At 74.0% G+C, this 19677-nt stretch carries 18 protein-coding genes and 1 pseudogene; 5 read left to right on the top strand and 14 right to left on the bottom strand.

All coding sequences use genetic code 11. From position 1 onward, the window contains the following. The first annotated feature begins 10 nt into the window (after positions 1–10). The 3 genes from OOK41_RS09895 to OOK41_RS09885 all read left to right on the top strand — a co-directional run bounded on the left by OOK41_RS09895 (position 11) and on the right by OOK41_RS09885 (position 2990). Positions 11–793: an enoyl-CoA hydratase family protein gene (locus tag OOK41_RS09895; RefSeq protein WP_117672410.1), complete on the top strand. Its 783-nt coding sequence runs from the start codon at positions 11–13 to the stop codon at positions 791–793. 208 nt (positions 794–1001) lie between these two features. Next, positions 1002–1865, top strand: coding sequence for a hypothetical protein (locus OOK41_RS09890; protein WP_266267766.1), 864 nt, complete (start codon positions 1002–1004; stop codon positions 1863–1865). A gap of 222 nt (positions 1866–2087) precedes the next feature. Continuing rightward, positions 2088–2990, top strand: coding sequence for a phytanoyl-CoA dioxygenase family protein (locus tag OOK41_RS09885; protein WP_243640114.1), 903 nt, complete (start codon positions 2088–2090; stop codon positions 2988–2990). A gap of 70 nt (positions 2991–3060) precedes the next feature. Here the strand turns inward: OOK41_RS09885 and OOK41_RS09880 are convergent, their stop codons facing one another. From OOK41_RS09880 to OOK41_RS09840, 9 genes are all read right to left on the bottom strand, one after another. Continuing rightward, positions 3061–3705 carry an MOSC domain-containing protein gene (locus OOK41_RS09880; protein ID WP_266264113.1) on the bottom strand — a complete coding sequence of 215 codons (645 nt, stop codon included), beginning with the start codon at positions 3703–3705 and terminating at the stop codon, positions 3061–3063. A 125-nt stretch (positions 3706–3830) separates the two neighbouring features. Next, positions 3831–4664, bottom strand: a complete 834-nt coding sequence (locus OOK41_RS09875) for a carbohydrate ABC transporter permease (RefSeq protein ID WP_117672485.1) — start codon at positions 4662–4664, stop codon at positions 3831–3833. An 11-nt stretch (positions 4665–4675) separates the two neighbouring features. Further along, positions 4676–5662, bottom strand: coding sequence for a sugar ABC transporter permease (locus tag OOK41_RS09870; protein WP_323136157.1), 987 nt, complete (start codon positions 5660–5662; stop codon positions 4676–4678). After that, entirely contained in the window at positions 5659–6948 is a 1290-nt protein-coding gene (locus OOK41_RS09865) for a sugar ABC transporter substrate-binding protein (RefSeq protein ID WP_266264112.1), read from the bottom strand. Before OOK41_RS09865 ends, OOK41_RS09870 begins: the two co-directional genes overlap by 4 nt. Before the next feature lie 216 nt (positions 6949–7164). Further along, positions 7165–7446 carry a GlsB/YeaQ/YmgE family stress response membrane protein gene (locus OOK41_RS09860; protein WP_117672400.1) on the bottom strand — a complete coding sequence of 94 codons (282 nt, stop codon included), beginning with the start codon at positions 7444–7446 and terminating at the stop codon, positions 7165–7167. 318 nt (positions 7447–7764) lie between these two features. Then, the gene (locus OOK41_RS09855) at positions 7765–8052 is read right to left on the bottom strand and encodes a GlsB/YeaQ/YmgE family stress response membrane protein (RefSeq protein ID WP_117672398.1); all 288 of its coding nucleotides are present in this window, start codon (positions 8050–8052) and stop codon (positions 7765–7767) included. Positions 8053–8364: 312 nt separating this feature from the next. After that, positions 8365–10242 (bottom strand): translation elongation factor 4, encoded by a 1878-nt coding sequence (gene lepA, locus OOK41_RS09850; protein WP_266264111.1) that lies wholly within the window; start codon positions 10240–10242, stop codon positions 8365–8367. Between the two features lie 202 nt (positions 10243–10444). Next, positions 10445–10978, bottom strand: a complete 534-nt coding sequence (locus OOK41_RS09845) for a DUF4240 domain-containing protein (RefSeq protein ID WP_117672393.1) — start codon at positions 10976–10978, stop codon at positions 10445–10447. A gap of 81 nt (positions 10979–11059) precedes the next feature. After that, positions 11060–11653 carry a DUF4240 domain-containing protein gene (locus tag OOK41_RS09840; protein WP_266264110.1) on the bottom strand — a complete coding sequence of 198 codons (594 nt, stop codon included), beginning with the start codon at positions 11651–11653 and terminating at the stop codon, positions 11060–11062. Positions 11654–11745: 92 nt separating this feature from the next. Here OOK41_RS09840 and OOK41_RS09835 point away from each other — a divergent pair, with 92 nt between their 5' ends. Together OOK41_RS09835 and rpsT are read left to right on the top strand one after the other, a co-directional pair. Next, on the top strand, positions 11746–12747 hold the full coding sequence (locus OOK41_RS09835) for a phosphotransferase family protein (protein ID WP_266264109.1): 1002 nt from the start codon (positions 11746–11748) through the stop codon (positions 12745–12747). Positions 12748–12887: 140 nt separating this feature from the next. Beyond that, on the top strand, positions 12888–13154 hold the full coding sequence (gene rpsT / locus OOK41_RS09830) for a 30S ribosomal protein S20 (protein WP_117672387.1): 267 nt from the start codon (positions 12888–12890) through the stop codon (positions 13152–13154). A 458-nt stretch (positions 13155–13612) separates the two neighbouring features. Here rpsT and OOK41_RS09825 read toward each other — a convergent pair. From OOK41_RS09825 to OOK41_RS09805, 5 genes and pseudogenes are all read right to left on the bottom strand, one after another. Next, positions 13613–13945 (bottom strand): annotated as a pseudogene (locus tag OOK41_RS09825) (hypothetical protein); the annotation flags it as partial. After that, the gene (holA, locus tag OOK41_RS09820; protein ID WP_266264106.1) at positions 13942–14919 is read right to left on the bottom strand and encodes a DNA polymerase III subunit delta; all 978 of its coding nucleotides are present in this window, start codon (positions 14917–14919) and stop codon (positions 13942–13944) included. The pseudogene OOK41_RS09825 and the gene holA, both read right to left, overlap by 4 nt. Positions 14920–15043: 124 nt before the next feature. Beyond that, positions 15044–17449 carry a ComEC/Rec2 family competence protein gene (locus OOK41_RS09815; protein WP_266264104.1) on the bottom strand — a complete coding sequence of 802 codons (2406 nt, stop codon included), beginning with the start codon at positions 17447–17449 and terminating at the stop codon, positions 15044–15046. Then, positions 17446–18225, bottom strand: a complete 780-nt coding sequence (locus OOK41_RS09810) for a ComEA family DNA-binding protein (protein ID WP_266267764.1) — start codon at positions 18223–18225, stop codon at positions 17446–17448. The genes OOK41_RS09815 and OOK41_RS09810 overlap by 4 nt, the downstream gene beginning before the upstream one ends. A 530-nt stretch (positions 18226–18755) precedes the next feature. Then, the gene (locus tag OOK41_RS09805) at positions 18756–19667 is read right to left on the bottom strand and encodes a DegV family protein (RefSeq protein ID WP_266264102.1); all 912 of its coding nucleotides are present in this window, start codon (positions 19665–19667) and stop codon (positions 18756–18758) included. Positions 19668–19677: the final 10 nt, after the last annotated feature.

The following is a 19677-nucleotide window of genomic DNA, read 5'->3' as shown; positions in this document are numbered from 1 at the left end:
GTGTGCCCGCATGACCTCCTCCGACGCGCTCGTGCGGGTCGCCACGGCCCGTGGGGTGACCACCCTCACCCTGAACAGCCCGCACAACCGCAACGCGCTGTCCACTCCGCTGATGACCGAGCTGCTGGCCGGGCTGTCCGCCGCCGTGGCCGACGACGCGGTCCGGGTGGTCGTGCTCGACCACACCGGCCCGGTCTTCTGCTCCGGCGCCGACCTGAAGGAGACCGCCGCCGCGTACGCCAGCGGCAGCGTCCCGGCGGGGATGCTCGGCGACGTGCTCGCGGCGGTCTGGGAGTGCCCGAAGCCGGTGGTGGCCCGGGTGGCCGGGCCGGCCCGGGCCGGCGGGCTGGGCCTGATCGCGGCGGCCGACCTGGCGGTCTGCGCGCAGGAGGCGACGTTCGCCTTCACCGAGGTGCGGATCGGGGTGATCCCGGCGGTGATCTCGGCGACCGTGCTCCCCCGGTTGGCCCCCCGGGCCGCCGCCGAGCTGTACCTGACCGGCGACACCTTCGACGGCCGGCGGGCCGCCGAGATCGGCCTGGTCACCACCGCCGTGCCGGCCGACGGGCTGGACGCGGCGGTGCAGCGGCTGTGCGCGTCGCTGGTGCGGGGCGCGCCGCGCGCGCTGGCCGGGGCGAAGGAACTGCTGCGCCGACCGTCGGCCGCCGACCTGCGCGCCGAGATCGCCGAGCTGGCCGCCCTGTCGACCGGGTACTTCCTCTCCGAGGAGGGGCGCGAGGGGGTGCTGGCGTTCCGGGAGAAGCGGGACGCGAGCTGGGTGCCGACCGCCTGAGGCGTTTCCCGGCCCGGCCGGCGGGAAAGCCGGCCGCCGCGCCCGTTCCGCCGCCGGGCCGGGCGACACCGCGCGGTCGGGCCGGGCGGGAACTATCCCCACCGGGGGGCGGAATGTGGTCGACTCGCTACGGATCGGAGTGAACCGGTCGGACGAGCCGGTCGGCGGCGACGGGGACGTACTCTTGGCGGACGCCGTCGAACGGGGGGTGCGGGTGCGAAGTCGGGCAGTCGTCGCGGCCGGTGTTGTCGTCGCCGTCGTCGCCGTTCTCGGGATCTGGCTCGTGGCCCGGCAGGTGGGTGAGCGCCTACGTCTCCCCCTGGCCAGCCGCACCTGCCTCGTGCAGGCGGACGGCCAGGTACGGCTCGACGCCGACCAGATGGCCAACGCCGCCACCATCGCGGCGATCGGCACCCAGCGGAAGATGCCGGAACGTGCCGTGGTGGTGGCTCTCGCCACGGCGTACCAGGAGTCCGGGCTGCGCAACCTCGACGGTGGCGACCGCGACTCGGTGGGGCTGTTCCAGCAGCGGCCGAGCCAGGGCTGGGGCACCAAGGAGCAGATCGGCGACCCCCGGTACGCGGCCAACAAGTTCTACGCCGCGCTCAAGCGGGTGCGCGGCTGGGAGAAGATGCGGGTCACCGAGGCGGCGCAGAAGGTGCAGCGCTCGGCCTACCCGGAGGCGTACCAGAAGTGGGCCGACGAGTCGCAGGTGTTGACCCGGGCGCTGCTCGGCGAGGCGACCGGGGCCGTGGCCTGCACCGTGGGGTCGACGCCGGTGATGCGCGGCGAGGCCGCGGCGGCGGCGCTGACCCGGGGCCTGAGCCTGGACTGGGGGCTGCCGGAGACGGTGTCGCCGGCCGAGCTGACCGGGCTCGCGGTGCCGACCACCGACCAGCGCAACGGCTGGCGGTACGCGCACTGGCTCGTCTCGCACGCCTCCGACCACGGAGTGAAGCGGGTGCGCTTCGGCGGGTTGGAGTGGACCGCCGAGGGCGGCACCTGGGGCCGGGTGGCCGACGGACCGGAGACCGACCGGCGGGTCGTCGCGGAGGTCTTCGGAGACGCCTGACCGCCCCCGGATCTCCCTACCGACGGTCACCGCACAATTCGTCATATCAGGCATAAGCCCCTCAGTGGCATCGAAATGTCACCCTCCGCACCTGGTTGGCTGCCGTTCGTCGGGGATCCGACCGGTGTCGGACAGGCGCGACGTCCACCCCTCATGCCGGCGCAGTACCATCGGCTGCCTGTGCCAGAAATGGTTTCACCTCATGGGGAGGGGTACTACGCGGTGTTCGATTACGACGGCCGGACCGGCTACGAACCGATCAGCGACACCGACCGCAAGGAGTTCCACGAGCAGGGGTTCCTGCTGCTGCGGAACGTGCTGACGGAGGACCACCGGGCCGCCCTGGAGGAGGCCGTCGACCGCGTCTACGCGGAGGAGAAGGCCAAGGGCAACACCACCAAGGACGGCACCCTGCACCTGCTGGGCTTCCTGGAGCGGGACGAACTCTTCGGCGACCTGCTGACCCACCCGATCGCCTTCCCGTACATGTGGGGCCTGGCCGGGTGGAACATCTACACCCACCACAACCACCTGGACGTCACCCCGCCGGCCCTGGAGCCGGAGAAGCCGTACTGGGGCTGGCACCAGGACGGGTACCGGCAGAACTCCGACCCGGAGACGATGGACCCGAACCTGCCCCGGCCGATGTTCTCGCTGAAGGTGGCGTACGTGCTCTCCGACCTGTCGGAGACCGGCCGCGGCGCGACCAAGGTGATCCCGGGCAGCCACCTGTGGAACTCCCTGCCCCGGCCGGACGACCTGACGGTGCACAACCCGGACCCGGAGGGCACGGTGGAGATCACCGCCAACCCGGGCGACGCGTTCATCTTCGACCGCCGCCAGTGGCACTCCCGGTCGACGAACCTGTCCAACATCACCCGCAAGATGCTCTTCGTCGGCTACACCTACCGGTGGATCCGCCCCCTCGACGAGCTGCACATCAACCCCGAGGCCGAGTGGTGGGCCAACCGCACGCCGGTGCAGCGCCAGCTCTGCGGCGAGGGCACCCACACCGCGAACTACTGGGGCATCAACTGGAACGGGTACGTCGACGACGAGATCCCGCTGCGCAAGGAGCTCAAGGAGCGCGGTCTGCTGGACCGCAGCATCCCCTGGCTCCGCTGAGCCGGTAGGAAAGGGCCCCCGGTCGACGCGCCTCGCGCGGCAGGGGGCCCTTCTCCACATCCGGACGCGGTCAGGACCGCCCGGTGGCGAGGCGGCGGCGGGCCTTCTCCCGGATCGACTCCGGCAGCTCGGGGACGTCGAGCAGCCGGGGCAGCAGCTCCGGCTGCAGGGTGCCGGCCCGGAACACCTCGCCGACGGTGACCCCGTGCGCCGGCCGGTCCACCACCTCGATCGGGTCGCCCGCGCCGACCTCGCCCTCCCGCAGCACCCGCAGGTACGCCCCGGGCGCGGCCCGCGCGGTGAACCGCCTGATCAGGTCGGGCACGCCCCAGAACCCGGCGAACGTGGTGCACGGCGTGCGCGGCTTGGTCACCTGGAGCAGGGCCGAGCCGACCAGCCACTGCTCCCCGATCACCGCCCCGGTCACGTCCACGGCGTACGTGGTCAGGTTCTCGCCGAAGCCACCCGGCCGGACGTCCCGGCCCAGCTCGGCCGCCCACCAGGCCGCGTCCTCCTCGGCGTACGCGTAGACCGTCTGGTCGGGGCCGCCGTGGTGGGCCCGCTCGGCGATGAAGTCCCCGGCCACGCCGTCGGCCCGCAGCAGCACCGGCCCGTCGGCCGGCCGCTTGTCGATCCCGCTGCGACCGCTCGCGTCGCTCGCCCATTCCGCCTCGGTCACCACGCCGAGGTTCACCGTCACCAGCCTGCCCGTCATGGCGTCAGCCTACGGTCCAGGCGTCGATGACCGCCGCCCCCGGCACGGCGGCGGTCCCTCGCCGCCGGCCGGTGAGCGGGGTCCGCTCTGGACACGTGCGCGCCAGCGGGGACCGTGCCCGCAGCTCAGCCCTTGACGGCGCCCGCCACCAGGCCGGAGACCATCCGGCGCTGCACCAGCAGGAAGAAGATGATCACCGGCAGGGTGAACAGCGTGGAGGCGGCCATCACCGGGCCCCACGCGGTGTCGTCCCGGCCGAAGAAGAACGTCATCGCCACCGGCAGGGTGTACCGGTCCTGGTCGTTGACGAACGTCAACGCGAAGATCAGCTCGTTCCAGGCGGTGATGAAGGAGAAGATGCTGGTCGCCACCAGACCGGGCGCGACCAGCGGGAACAGGATGCGGCGGAAGGTCTGCAACCGGCTCGCCCCGTCGATCGCCGCGGCCTCCTCCAGCTCCTTGGGCACCGCGGCCACGAAGCCGCGCAGCATCCAGACCGCGAACGGCAGCGAGAAGCCGAGGTAGGTGAGGATCAGGCTGGGCAGGGTGTTGTAGAGGCCCAGCCGCTGGATCATCAGGAACAGCGGGATGACCAGCGCCTCCAGCGGGATCATCTGCACCACCAGCAGCATGATCAGGAAGCTGGTCCGCAGCTTGAACCGGAACCGGGCCACCGCGGTCGCCGCGAGCAGCGCCACCAGGCCGCTGAGCAGCACGGTCGAGATCGCCACCAGGGCGCTGTTGAGGAAGAAGTCCGCGAACGTCACCCCGGGGATCAGGTTCCCGGTGAGGATCTGCCGGTAGTGCTCCAGCGTCGGCTCGGCCGGCACCGGCCGGGGCGTGGCCGAGAATATCTCGCGGTTCGGCTTGAGCGACGTCGCGATCATCCAGTAGACCGGGAACGCCGCAAAGAGCGCCACCAGCAGGCCGGCGCCGTTGAGGGCGACCCGCTTCACCACCGCGCCGCGCCTCACGACTCCTCCTCCTGCTTGAGCACCATCCGCACGTAGATCCCGGTCACCAGGAGCAGGATCAGCGTCAGGACGACCGCGATCGCCGCGCCTAGGCCGTACTTCGGGGGTGGGGAGAACGCCTCGGCGTACGAGTAGATCGACAGCATGAACGTCGGCCGGTCCTGGGTGCCGCCAGCCAGCACGAACTGCTGGGTGAACACCTTGAAGTCCCAGATGGTGGAGAGCACCACCAGGATCCCGAAGACCGGGCGCAGCAGCGGGAAGGTGACCTTCCAGAAGACCTTCCACGGCCCGGCCCCGTCGACCCGGGCGGCCTCGTGCAGCTCGCTCGGCACGCTCTTGAGCCCGGCCAGCACGCTGACCGCGATGAACGGGAACGAGTGCCAGACCACCACGAGGGTGAGGATGGCGAAGAACAGCAGCGGCGAGTTGAACCAGCCGTAGCCGGTCCAGTCGGCACGGCCGAACAGCGCGTTCGAAAGCCCGTCGGGCAGGGCGTTGAACAGCCAGGTCACCAGGCCGGAGGTGTCGTCGAACATCCACTTCCAGACGATGGTGCCGGTCAGCGCCGGGGTGGCCCAGGCCAGCATCACGCAGCTCGCGACGAAGGTGGCCATCCGCTTGCCGAGCCGGTTGAGCAGCAGCCCGACCAGGGTGCCCAGGATCATCGTCAGCGCCACGTTGGCCACGGCGAACAGGACCGTGTTGCGCAGGACGGTGAGGAAGAACGGGTCGCCGAGGATCTCGGCGTAGTTGCCGAAACCGACCCAGGGCCATTCCCGGTCGCCGCGCAACTGCCGGACGTTGTTCAGCCGGAAGAAGGACATCGCCACCACCTGGCCGAGCGGCCACAGCAGCAGCACGCCGATGATCACCAGGCAGGGCAGGAGCAGCAGGTAGGGCAGGCGGTCCACCCGGCGACGCCGCCGCGCGGGGGTCTCCCGCGCGGCGGACGTCTCCGGCGCCTGGGTCAGCATGGTCACTTCGCGTTGAGGATGCTTTCCATCTCGGCGGCCGCGTCGGCGGTGGCCTTGTCGACCGTCTTCTGACCCTTCATGACCGAGCTGTTCATGGCCTGGGTCACCGTCTTGGTACGGCTGACCTCGACCCACTTCGGGGTGAGCGGGGTCAGCTTCGTGTTCTGCAGGGCGGTGGCGAACGCCGCCATGATCTTGTCGTTGGCGTACTCGCCGCCGCTGACCAGGTCGGAGTAGACCGGGAAGAAGCCGAGGCTGCTGGCGAACTCCTTGTCCTTCTGCTTGCTCAGCAGCACGGTCAGGTAGTCCCAGGCGAGATCCTGCTTCTTGCTGTCCTTCCACAGGGCGATGTCCGAGCCGCCGGCGAAGGCCGGGGCCGGCTTGCCGTCCGGGCCGGGGATGGGGAAGGTGCCCCAGACCTTCTCGATCTCGGGGTTGTCCTTCTTGATCGCGCCGCCCTGCCAGCTACCGGCGAAGGCCATCGCCGCCTTGCCGGTGGCGAACTGGGTCCGGGCGTCGATCTCGTTCCAGCCGGCCGCCGCGGGCGGAGCGACCTTGTGCACGGTGACCAACTCGGTCCAGAACTTGACCGCCTTCTGGGCCTCCGGGGTGTTGTACCCGGACTTCCAGGTGTCACCCTGCTTGGTGGCGATCTCGCCGCCCGCGCCCCAGAGGAAGGAGTAGAACGGCAGCTCCGAGTTGCCCGGCAGGGCGATGCCGTAGGTGCCCGGCTTCTTGGCCTGCACGGCCTTCGCGGCGGCGACCAACTCGTCCCAGTTCGTCGGCGGCTTCACGCCGGCCTCGGCGAACCAGTCGGTGCGGTAGTACAGCGCCCGGACGCCGGCGTACCACGGCACGCCGTACTGCTTGCCGTCGAGCTGGGCGTTCTTGACCAGGTCGGGGAGGATGTCCTTGCCCTCCGGCCAGGCGCCGAACTTGCTGGTGACGTCGGCCAGCGCCTCCTGGTCGGCCCAGCCCTGGGTCTCGGTGTTGCCGAGTTCGGTCACGTCGGGACCCTCACCGCCGGCGAGCGCCGCCTGGAACTTCTTCGGCGCCTCGAGCCAGGGGATGTACTGCACGACCACGTCGGTGTCGGGGTGCTTCTTCTTGAACTCGGTCTCGACACCGTCGAGGAACGCGGTCTGCGCCTCGCTGCCCTCGCCCATCATCCAGACCGTCAGCTTGCTGTTGTCGGCGGCCTCGTCGTCCCCCGAGCCGCCGCAACCGGCGAGCACCATCGCGGCCGACGCCACCACGGCGGTGACCGGGGCCAGCCGTTTCCACCTGTTCACGCCACATCTCCCTCGCGCCGTCCTGGCACTAACCTTCTCCGCCGCACCTTAGTAGGAAAAATTCCTTTACGACAGGGGGCGGCGCGGAAGCGAGGCGACCGTACCCCAGGCGAAGGGCTCGGGGGCAGCCCGACGACGGGACGGACCCGGGCGTACCCAAGCGAACGGGCGCCCGACCGGGGAGGGTCGGGCGCCCGTTCGTGGGACGGTGGCTGACTACCGATGGGTGACGCTGCGGCGACCGCCCACGCCGGCCACGATCGCGACCGCGATGGCGGCGACGACGACCTGGACCAGCAGCTCGCCCCAGTCGACCCCGGCGGTGTCGGTGGAGATGCCGATCGCGTTGGCCAGCACGGTGCCGAGCAGGGCGGCGCCCACGCCGACGAGCATGTGCAGCCAGATCGGCATGTTCTGCCGGCCCGGGACGACCAGGCGGCCCAGCGCGCCCACGATCAGACCGACGATGAGCGCGGTGATGATTCCGGTAACGGTCATGGTCGTTCTCCTCAGAAGCTTCACAAGTGTTGTTCGCTGTGGTGACAGCTAAGTTCCCGGCCCGCCAGAATTCCAAACCCGTCATCCGGACATCGCGCGAGAGATGTGACGGCCGGGGACATCTGCGCAGCTCAGGACCCATATCGTCGCCCCTCGGCGCAATCCCCGGAAGGCCGGGAACCCCGGAGAACCCATTCACAAAAGGCTCTCGCACACAGTTTCTGCCGCGCCTGCGGGCGGGCGCGGAAAGGGCCGGGCGACACGCGAAGGGCGCCCGACCACAGTGGTCGGGCGCCCTTTCGAGAAAGCGGTGTGCCGTTACCGGTGGGTGACGCTGCGGCGACGGCCGACACCGGCGACCAGGGCCACGGCGATGGCGGCCAGCACGACCTGCACCAGCAGCTCGGTCCAGTCGATCCCGGCCGTCTCGGTGGCGATGCCCATGGCGCGGGCGAGCACCGTGCCGAGCAGCGCGGCGCCGACCCCGATCAGCATGTGCAGCCAGATCGGCATGTTCTGCCGGCCCGGGACGACCAGGCGGCCCAGAGCGCCGACGATGAGACCAACAACGAGCGCGGTGATGATGCCCCAAACGGTGAGCTCCACGGTCGCCCTCCTCCTCAAGATGTGTCACGACGGTGTGATGTCGCTGTCGTGACCGCTAAGTTCCCGAGGGCCCGAAAATCCAAACCGGGTCGGCCGCCCATCCACTGCCACACGTCGATGTCACCGCCGGCTCCGGCCAGCCGCGAGGAGGGATAAGCCCAGGCGGGAGGGCTCCCGCCGGCCCCGCGACGCGCGCCACGGGGCCGGGAGAAATCCCTCCGGTACGACCGGACGCCCGCCCCGGGGGACGGCGTGGACGGCGTCCGTCACGGTCACCCACGGTGCCGGAAACCCCGGGGCGCGGCGGCGCGACTACTTCTTGCCGGTGGCCTTGCCGTCGCCGGAGTCGGAGGAGAGCGCGGCGATGAAGGCCTCCTGGGGCACCTCGACCCGGCCCACCATCTTCATCCGCTTCTTGCCCTCCTTCTGCTTCTCCAGCAGCTTGCGCTTGCGGCTGATGTCACCGCCGTAGCACTTGGCGAGCACGTCCTTGCGGATGGCCCGGATGGTCTCCCGGGCGATCACCCGGCTGCCGATGGCGGCCTGGATGGGCACCTCGAACTGCTGCCGGGGGATCAGGTTGCGCAGCTTCGCGGCGATCGTGACCCCGTAGTTGTACGCCTTGTCCTTGTGCACGATGGCGCTGAACGCGTCCACCGGCTCGCCGTGCAGCAGGATGTCCACCTTGACCAGGTCGGACGCCTGCTCACCCGAGGGCTCGTAGTCCAGCGAGGCGTAGCCCTTGGTGCGGCTCTTGAGCTGGTCGAAGAAGTCGAAGATGATCTCCGCGAGGGGCAGCGTGTAGCGCAGCTCCACCCGGTCGGCCGAGAGGTAGTCCATCCCGAGCAGGTTGCCCCGGCGGCCCTGGCACAGCTCCATCACCGCGCCCACGTAGTCGTTCGGGGTGAGCACGGTGGCCCGCACGACCGGCTCGTACACCTCGGCGATCTTGCCGGTGGGGTACTCGCTCGGGTTGGTCACGACGATCTCCTGGCCGTCCTCGGTGATGGCCCGGTAGACCACGTTCGGGGCGGTGGAGATCAGGTCGAGGTTGTACTCCCGCTCCAGCCGCTCCCGGATGATCTCCAGGTGCAGCAGGCCGAGGAAGCCGCACCGGAAGCCGAACCCGAGCGCGCCGGAGGTCTCCGGCTCGTAGTCGAGCGCGGCGTCGTTGAGCTTGAGCTTGTCCAGCGCCTCGCGCAGGTTGGGGTAGTCGGACCCGTCGATCGGGTAGAGGCCGGAGTAGACCATCGGCTTCGGGTCCTTGTAGCCGCCGAGCGCCTGCGTCGCCGGCTTGGCGTTGATGGTGATCGTGTCGCCGACCCGGGACTGGCGGACGTCCTTCACGCCGGTGATCAGGTAACCCACCTCGCCGACGCCGAGCGCGTCGGCCTTCACCATCTCCGGCGAGATGACGCCGATCTCCAGCAACTCGTGGACGGCGCCGGTGGACATCATCTTGATCCGGTCCCGGGCACCGATCCGGCCGTCGATCACCCGGACGTAGGTGACCACACCCCGGTAGACGTCGTACACCGAGTCGAAGATCATCGCGCGGGCGGAGACGTCGGCGTCGCCGACCGGCGGGGCGAGCTGCCGGACGATCTCGTCGAGCAGGTGCGGCACGCCGACGCCGGTCTTGCCGGAGACCCTGATGCAGTCCGCCGGATCGCCGCCGATCAGGTGGGCCAGTTCCTCGGCGTACTTCTCGGGCTGGGCGGCCGGCAGGTCGATCTTGTTGAGCACCGGGATGATCCGCATGTCGTTCTCGAGCGCCAGGTAGAGGTTCGCCAGGGTCTGCGCCTCGATGCCCTGGGCGGCGTCGACCAGCAGGACCGCCCCCTCGCAGGCGGCGAGCGACCGGGACACCTCGTAGGTGAAGTCGACGTGGCCAGGGGTGTCGATCATGTTGAGCACGGCCGGTTCGCCGGCCCGGTCGCCCTCGCGGATCGTCCACGGCATCCGGACGGCCTGACTCTTGATGGTGATGCCGCGCTCGCGCTCGATGTCCATCCGGTCGAGGTACTGCGCGCGCATCTGCCGGGGGTCGACCACGCCGGTGAGCTGCAGCATCCGGTCGGCCAGGGTCGACTTCCCGTGGTCGATGTGGGCGATGATGCAGAAGTTCCGGATGCGCGCCGGGTCGGTGGCACCGGGAGCGTTCGCGCCGGAATCGAGCGTCGGTGGCACAGCGGTCCGTTCTGGTCGGCTGACGTGAGCGGGCCGACGCGACGCCGGCCCCCTCTATGCTCCCACGTCGCCCCGGGCGCGATCGGATCACTCCTCCCGCCGCCCGGCCGGCACCCGCCGCCCCGGCCGCGGCCCACCCCTCACGGGGTCGCGTCGGCTCACTCGGGGGCGGGCGGGCGGCGCACCTCGCGCGGGCGGCGGCTCACTCCTCGGGCGGCTCGACGAAGAGCGCGGCGAGCTTCGGCAGCCGGCGGCGGGCCTCCTCCTCGTCGTCGAAGTCCCAGAACTCGCCCAGCTCCGGATAGGGCGTCTCCGGCACCGCCGGCAGCTCGCTGGCGGTCGCCTTCCGGTACGCCTCCTCGGCGACCGTGAGCATCTGCTCGGCCTCGAACTCCTCGCCCGTGAGCGCCGCCTGACGGATCTGCGGCAGCTCCGCCAGCGAGTCCGGGTCGGCCACCGCGCGGGCGAACACCTCCCGTCCCTGGGCGATCAGCCAGCCCCGGAAGTACTCGAACCCGTCGTCGGACGCGCCCCCGTTGATCAGGTACGCCGCGCCCCAGAGGTCGGCCCGGTAGGACGCCGCCATCACCCGGCGCTGGTGCCGCGCGTACCCGACGATGTCGGCGGCGTCGCGCTCGGCCAGCAGCGCGCCGGCCCGGGCGGCGACCGGGCCGGCCGCCCCGCCCCCACCGGCCCGGGCCCGGTCGATCAACTGCCAGAAGTCGTCGGTCCTCATGGCCTGGCAGTCTGACAGAGCAGCCCGCCGGCCGCCGCCACCGCGGGCGCGCGGCTGCCCCGCGCCGCCCACGGGGCGAGGTCACGGGCGGCCGGGCACAGGTGGGAACATCGCCGCCAGGCGTGGGTACCGGCGGGCGAACTCGGCCGGATCGTCCGACTCCACCGGCTCCTCCGGCTCGTCGCCGGGGTCGGACGAGTCGTCGCCCGGCTCGCCGCGCGCGAGCACCGCGTCCTCCAGGCCCTCGGCGACGCCGGTGATCCGCTCGTACGCCTCGTCCGCCACATAGTCGAGGGACTCCCAGTCCGGCCACTCCTCGTCGGACCACTCGCTGGTGGGGCGGCCGGCCAGCCGGCGCACCCGGGGAACGTCGGCGAGCGTGTCCGGGTCGGCCACCGCGCGCTCGAAGACCGACCGCCCCAGCCCGACCAGCCAGGCATGGAAGTAGTGGAACCCGTCGTCGGAGCAGAGCCCGCCGCAGATCCGCAGCGCGGCGTCCCAGAGCCGCGTGGTGTCGGCCCGGGCGTGGGCCTCGTCCAGCCGGAGCTGGAAGTCGACCACCTCAGCCGTGGGCAGGCCGGCGAGCCGGTCCGTAAGCCAGGTCAGCCGCTCGTCCGGGCCGTCGACGGCCCGGTCGGACGCCTCCACGAGCGCCCAGAACTCCTCGGTGTCCACGGCGGCATCGTCGCGCGGCGGTACGACATCCGCCGACGGACCGCAGCGCCCGGCGGGCGGCGGGGCGGGCGCGGGTGGGGCAGCATGGTCGGGTGGTCCCGATCTCGCTTCCCCCGGTGCCGTACGACGCGACCGCGCTGCGCCCCGGCTGGACGGAGCTGCCGGCCGGCCTGCGGGCGGCGGTGACCGCCCGGCTGGGCGGCCCGGTGGCGGCGGCCCGGGTGGCCGGTGCCGGATTCACCCGGGGCTTCGCCGCCGTGCTGGAGACCGCCGACGGGCGGCGGACCTTCGTCAAGGCGGCGTCGCTGACCGAGCAGCGCCACCTCGTCGACTGGTACGCCCGGGAGGCAGCCGTCCTGGACCGGCTCCCCGCCGGGCTGCCGGTCCCCCGCCCGCGCTGGGCGGTGGCGGCGGCCGGCTGGTACGCGCTCGGCCTGGACGCGATCGACGGCCGCACGCCCGCGCTGCCGTGGACCCCGACGGACCTCGACGCGGCCCTGGCCGGGTACGCCGAGGTGGCCGCCGCGCTGGCCGACCCGCCTCCCGAGCTGGTGGCGCTCGGTCTGCCCCGGCTCGCCGACCTGGCGCGGGAGGACATCCTCTGGTGGGGCGAGGTGGCCGCCGGCCGGGAGCCGGCCCCGCAGCTGCCACCCCCGGCGCGGGACCGGCTGCCCGAGCTGGTCGCGCTGGAGGCGCGCCTGCCCGGGTACGCCGAACGCTGCGGGCTGGCCCACGGCGACCTGCGGCTGGACAACGTGCTCATCGACCCGGCCGGCCGGGCGTGGTTCTGCGACTGGAACTGGATCTGCCAGGGGCCGGCCTGGTTCGACCTGGTCAGCCTGCTGATCACCGCCCACGCCAGCGGCCTGGACGCCGACGGGCTCTTCGCCGGGCACCCGGCGGCGGCCGGCGCGCCCCCGGACGCCCTGGACGTGACCCTCGCCGCGCTCTCCGGGTACCTGCTCACCTCGGCCGCGGCCGGGCCGACGAGCGCTTCCCCGCACATCCGGGCACACCAGCGGTGGAGCGGCGGGCAGGCGCTGGGCTGGCTCGCCGTCCGGCAGGGCTGGGCGGCGGCGCCGACGGGCCGGTAACCGACCGCCCCCGGGCCGTGGAAGTGAGCCGTTTTGGCTCGTCCGGGCGGACCTGGTAACCTGGCTATTCGCGCAGTGATGACGCATGTTCGTCGCGCGCGGAAGCAGACCAACCCGAGCTATCAAGACGAGGCTGTCGCGTGGCGAACATCAAGTCCCAGATCAAGCGCAACCGGCAGAACGAGAAGCGCCGGCTGCGTAACAAGTCGGTCAAGTCGTCGCTGAAGACCGCCATCCGCAAGTTCCACGAGGCTGCGGAGGCCGGCGACTCCGAGAAGGCCACCGCCCTCATGCGCGACGCCTCGCGCAAGCTGGACAAGGCTGCCAGCAAGGGCGTGATCCACTCGAACCAGGCAGCGAACCGCAAGTCGGCGATCGCCAAGCGCGTCGCCTCGTTCTCTGCCTGACCGGCGACCACAGACCTGACCGGAAGCCCCGGGTCAACCGGGGCTTCCGGCTTTCTGTCTGTCCGCACCGCTCTGTCCGCACCGCTCTGTCCGTGCCCGCGCCGGCGGGGACGGGCCGTGCGACGGCAGTGGGCCGGGCCGCCCTCCCGTGACGGCGATCCGCGCCCGGATCAGGGGCGGGGGCCGGGGGCGTGCTCCGGGAGGCCGGGCTCCGGACGGCGCAGGCCGGGGCGGGGCCGTTCGGCACGTACGGCCGGGTCGGGGTGGACGAGGACGCCCGGGACGGCCCGCGAGGCCGTCCCCGGTGCGACGCGCGGGCCGGCGCCGGGTGAGCCGGCGACACCGACCGCGCCCCACCCACCGGCTCCCCCGCCCGCGTGACCGGTCCCCGGGTGACCGGCCGCACCCCAGGCAGCGTGGCCTACCGCGCCCGGGCCGCCACCGACGCCGCGTACCACGGCGCGGCCGACCACGGGCTCCATCTGCCGGCGGAACCGGTCCCGCTCCTGCTCCGGCACGAGCGCGGCCGTCCGGACCACCATCTCGGCCACCATGTCGTTCAGCTTGACCATCGCCGCCACGGCGGTGGGCAGGACGAGCACCGCCCACCAGGTCACCAGCTCGGCCAGGGCGAGCAGGACGGCCAGCGCGACGGTCCCCTCGAAGAAGAGGAAGCAGAGCACCCCGCCTGGGTTGACGAAGCGCAGGCCGAGGGCCCGGGCGTAGAAGGGGCGGTACCGTTCCTCGGCGAAGGAGACGGTCGCCCACGACGCCCGGACCGGCCGGTTCACCGGGCACCCTGCCGGGCCGCCGCCACCGAGAACACCGCCCTTTCCAGCGCGTACGCACGGTCGTCCGAGCCGCCCTTGACCGCCGCGTTGCATTCGGCGGCGGCCCGCATCGCCTGTACCAGGCCCTCCGGCGTCCAGCCCCGGGCCCGCTGCTGCGCGCTCTTGACCTTCCAGGCCGGCATGCCGAGGGTGCCCGCCAGCTGGTACGGGTCGCCCCGCCCGGCCGCGGCGACCCGGGCGACGGTGCGGACGCCGTCGGCGAGGGCGTCCGCGATCGGGACCGGGTCGACGCCGACGTGCAGTGCCCAGCGCAGCGCCTCCAGCGCCGCCGGCACGTCGCCGACGAGGGTGGCGTCGGCGACGGTGAAGCCGCTCACCTCGACACGGCCCCGGTAGTAGCGGGCCACGGTGTCGGCCCCGATCCGCCCGTCGGTGTCGGCAATCAGCTGGGAGCACGCGGCGGCCAGCTCGCGCAGGTCGGTGCCGACCGCCGCGATGAGCGCCTCGGCCGCGTCCTCGGTGCACTTGCCGCCGGCCCGGCGGATCTCGTCGCGGACGAAGGCCACCCGCTCGCGGTGCCCCTTGAGCTTCGCGGCCGGCACCACCGTGGCGCCCGCCGCGCGCAGCCCGTCCGCGAACGCCTTGCCCTTGGCCCCCCCGAGGTGCAGCACGACGAGCTGGACGTCCGGGTCCGGGTTCTTCGCGTACGCCAGCAGGGCGGCGACCAGGTCCTTGCGGGCGTCCTGACCGGAGCGCAGCACCAGCACCCGCCGGCCGCCGAACAGCGACGGGCTGAGCATCTCGGCGATCTCACCGACGGCCAGCGCCCCGGTCTGGTACTCCCGGACGTCGACGTCGGGGTCGACGCCGCGGGCCCTGGCCACGGCCTCGGTCACCGCGCGCGTGGCGAGCAGTTCCTCGTCGCCGAGGACGAGCAGAATGGGAGCGAGATCGGCGGCGGTCACGCCGCCCATATTCGCACGCCGGCCCCGGGATCGTGCCTGCTCGTCGAGGCCGCCGACGGCAGAGCCCGCACTCAGCGCAAATCCAGACATTTATACCGCTCTCCCCGCTAATGCCGCCAATGACCGTCACTCCTCACGGCTGCCGTCGCCCCGGGTCGACGCCCCGGTTCACCACGGCCAACCCGCCGCGCCCGAGCACCACCGCCACGTCGCCGTCGGTGTCCGTACGCAGCACCCGCGCCCCGCCCCGGGCGATCCGGGCGAGCACGGCGCCGTTCGGGTGCCCGTACGAGTTGCCGACCCCCACCGGGACCAGCGCGACCCTCGGTCGGACCGCGTCCAGGAACGCCGGCTCCTGGTACGCCGACCCGTGGTGGGCGACCTTCAGCACGTCGGCGCGTACGCCGCCGGGCGGCGCCCGGTCGAGCAGCGCCCGCTGCTCCTCGGTCTCGGCGTCCCCGGCGAGCAGGATCCGCACCCCGGCCACCGTGGCGCGCAGCACGAGCGAGTTGTTGTTCGGGTCGGACCGGGTCCCCCGCAGCGGGTACGGCGGACCGAGCACGACGAGTTCCAGCCCGCCGACCCGGTACGTCCACCCCGCCGTGGCCGCGGCCGTCCCCGCCCCGCCCGCTGCGGCGGTCGCCCGCACCAGCTCCCGCCCGGCGGCGGGCTCGGGCCACTGTGGCGTGCGCACCGCCGCCACCCGCCGGCCCCGGAAGATCCCCGCCACCCCGCCGGTGTGGTCGACGTGGAAGTGGCTGAACAGCAGCAGCGGGACCGCCCGCACGCCCAGCCGGCGCAGGCAGCCGTCCACGGCCGCCGGATCCGGCCCGGCGTCGACCACCACCGCCCGGCCGGTGCCCGCCGGCAGCACCAGCGCGTCGCCCTGGCCCACCGCGCACGCCACCGCCACCCAGCCGGCCGGTGGCCAGCCGGCGGCCACCAGGCGTACGGGCAGGGTGCCGGCGATCACGGCGACCGCGACCACCGCCACCAGCCGGCGTACCAGCGGCCGGCGGGTGGCGACCAGCAGCGCCACGGTCAGCCCGGCCAGCAGCAGCGCGCCCGGCACCCCGCCCGGCCAGGGCAGCGCGCCCGCCGGCAGCCGCGCCCCGTGCCGGGCCACCGTGACCAGCCACCACGCGGGCCAGCTCGCCAGCCAGGCCGCGAACTCCGCGCCCGCCGGCCAGACCGGCGAGAGCACCGCCGCCGCCACGCCGAGCACCGTGGCGGGCGCGATCGCCGGCACCGCCAGCAGGTTCGCGGGCACGGCGACCAGGCTCACCGTGCCGGAGATCCCGGCCACCACCGGGCCGCAGGCGACCTGGGCGGCGGCCGGCACGGCCAGCGCCTCGGCGAGCCCCGACGGCACGCCCCGCCGCCGCAGGCCGTCCCGCCACCCGGGGGCGAGCAGCAGCAGGCCGCCGGTGGCCAGCACGGACAGCGCGAACCCGGGATCGCCGGCCAGCTCCGGGTCGAGCAGCACCAGCCCGGCCACCCCCGCGGCGAGCGCCGGCAGGGCCGCCCGGGGCCGGCCAGCGGCCAACGCCGCGAGGCCGATCGCGCCCATGGTGGCGGCACGCACCACGCTGGGCGAGGGACGGACCAGGATGACGAAGCCGACCAGGGCCAGCCCGCACAACCCGGCGGCCACCCGGGGGCCGGCCCGGGACCAGCGGGCCAGCAGCAGCACCGCGCCCACGACGATCGCGACGTTGGAGCCGGACACCGCGTTGAGGTGCGTCATGCCGGTGTCCCGGAAGTCCTCCTCGACCGCGGACGGCAGCCGGCTGGTGTCGCCGACCACCAGGCCGGGCAGCAGCCCGCCCCGTTCGTCGGGCAGCGGCGCGCAGGCCCGCTGCAGGCCGGCGCGCAGCACCCCGGCGGCGCGCTGGGACCACGGCGGCGGGCCGTGCCGGGCCGGCGGACCCCGCACGGTGAGCACGGCGGCGGTCAGGTTACCGCCGCGCGGCGCGCCCAACCGCCCCTCGGCCGTGAGCCGCTGCCCGGGCAGCAGGCCGCGCCAGGCCGGATCGGCGGCGAGCACCAGCACCCGGACCGGGGCGGCGACCCGGACCCCGTCCGGGCCGGTCAGGGCCACCAGGTCGGCCCGGACCAGCAGCGTGGCGGGCCGGCCGGGGACGCCCCGGACCGGGCGCGGATCGTCCCGGACGACCAGCTCGACGTCGACCGTGGCCCGGTCGTCGACGAGAGCCCGGACGGCAGGGGCGTCCCGGACGACCAGCCGGGCCGCGGTCGACGCCGCGCCGCACACCACGCCGAGCAGCACGGCCACCGCGATCCATCCGTAGCGGCGCACGGGAGCCGCCGGACGGCCCAGCACGCCGAGCAGGTGGCCCGCGGTGAGCGTGGCCAGCCCGGCGGCACCGGCCGCGAGCAGCGCCGCCGGACGGGGGCCCAGGTGCAGCCCGGCCAGCGCGGCCAGCCAGGCGGCCACCGCCAGCCCGGCCAGCCGCAGGTCGGGGAGGCTCCCGCCGTCGACGGTGGGACCGGCGTCCGGCCCCGGCGGGCCGCTCACACGGTCACCAGTTCCTTGAGCTGCTCGTACCGGGCGTCGCCGATGCCCTCCACCTGACGCAGGTCGCCCACCGAGCGGAACCCGCCGTGCTGGTCGCGGTGGGTCAGGATGCGCTGGGCGAGCACCGGGCCCACCCCGGGCAGCGCGTCGAGCTGCGCCAGGGTGGCCGTGTTCAGGTTGACCAGGCCTCCGGCGCCCGCCGGTCCCGCGCCGGCGGGCGGGCCGGCCCCGGCGGGCGCGGCGGTGGGCTGACCCGCCGGGGCGGGCACGCCAACCAGGATCAACTCCCCGTCGGTGACCTTACGGGCCGGGTTCAGCAGCGACACGTCCACGCCGGGCAACGCCCCGCCGGCCGCCCGCACCGCGTCGGCGACCCGGGCGCCCGCCGGCAGCCGGACGAGCCCCGGGCGGAGCACCTTCCCGGCGACCGCCACCACCAGCTCGCCGCCCGGCGTCGACCCGGCGACGGCCGGCGGCGTCCCCTCCGACGTCGCCTCGGCGACGGACGCGGCGGCCCCGACGGGCTCGGCCTGCGGGCGGGAGCGCCACGCCCACCAGCCCGCGCCGAGCACCACCAGCACGGCGACCACCGCCAGCGCCCGCACGCCGCGCCGCCCGGGGTCGAACGCCCCGGGACCCGGCAACCGGGACGGCCGGGGCCCGGACGCCGGCTCGTCGTCGGGCTCGTCGTCGGGCTCGTCGTCGGGCTCGGGGCGGACGGAGCCGGGGGCGTCCCGGCGGCGCGGCCCTGGGCCCGTCCGGCCCGGCCAGGGCACCGGCCGCTCGTCGGCCGGACCGCCGGCCGGAGCCCACCGGTCCTCCGGCGGGATCGGCCGCTCGACCACCCGTCCACCGTGCGTCGCCCACCGGACCTCGGGCGGCACCACCGGGTCCCGGCCCCCGGCCGGGCGCGCCGACAGGCCACCTTCGCCCGCCGGCTCGGCGGGGCCGGGCGCGACCGGGCCCGCCGACAGGCTGTCCAGGGCCGCCGGCTCGCCGGACCCGGCCGGTCCCGGCGGGGAAGCTCGGCGCGCCGTCGGCGGCGCGGCCCCGCCCCCGGCCGGCGTCGGGTCGCCGGCCGGCACCGGAGGGGCGGCCAGCCACCGCAGCCGCCGCCGTACGACCGTCTCCTCGTCGTCTGACACGGCGCGAGGCTAGGAGCACGGACGGGCCACGCGCCGTCACCTGTGGACGACGGGTTCCCCTGTGGACGACCGCCTGATCATGCACCCGGTGTGCTAAGGGCGACGGCTCGGTGGGCCTCCGGTGCGCACCCGGTCCCCGGCGGGATGCGTCCCGGTCAATCTCAGTCCGCCGTCGGCTCGCCGGGACGGATCCCGCCGGCCACCTCCGCCCGTTGGCCGGCCGGGCCGGGGCGGCGGTGCACGACCACGCAGGCCAGCCCGGGGCCGGCGTGGGCGGCGACCACGGCGCCGGCCTCCGTGACGTACGAGGAGCGCAGCCGGTCGCCGAGCCGGTCGGTGAGCGCGGCGAGGAGCTGCTCGGCGCGCTGCGGGGCGGCGAGGTGGTGCACGGCGAGGTCCACGTCGGCGTCGCCGGCCGCCTCGACCGCCAGGTCGACCAGGCGGGCCACCCCCCGGCTCGCGGTGCGCACCTTGTCCCTCAGCACGATCGCCCCGTCCGGCATGTGCATGATCGGCTTCACCGACAGGGCGGTGCCGAACAGCGCCTCGGCGGCGTTGATCCGGCCGCCCCGGCGCAGGAACTCCAGGGTGTCGACGTAGAAGAAGATGGTGGTGCGGTCGATGGCGTCGACCGTCGCCCGGCGTACCCCGGCCAGGTCGGCGCCCCCGGCGGCGGCCTCGGCGGCGGCGAGCGCCGGGAAGCCGAGGCCCATGCCGGTGGAGCGGCTGTCGACGACCGCGACCCGGTCGCCGACCTCGGCGGCGGCCAGCCGGGCCGCCTCCACGGTCCCGGACAGCTCGGCCGACAGGTGCACCGACACCACCGCGTCCGCGCCCGCGTCGAGCAGCTTCCGGTACGTCCCGGCGAACTGCTCCGGCGACGGCCGGGAGGTGCTGACCGAGACCCGGCGACCGCCCAGCGCCCGGGTGGCGTCCTCGGGGAAGGTCTCGACGCCCTCCAGCCCCTCGGCCCCGTTGAGCACCACGGTCAGTGGGACGACGGTGAGCCGGTGTGCCCGCGCCAGCTCGGGCGGGAGGTAGGCGGTGGAGTCGGTGACGACCGCGACGGGCATGCCGGCACGG

The sequence above is a fragment of the Micromonospora sp. NBC_01655 genome, from assembly GCF_026339755.1.
Lineage (GTDB): Bacteria > Actinomycetota > Actinomycetes > Mycobacteriales > Micromonosporaceae > Micromonospora.
This window is presented reverse-complemented; position numbering and strand designations above follow the sequence as displayed.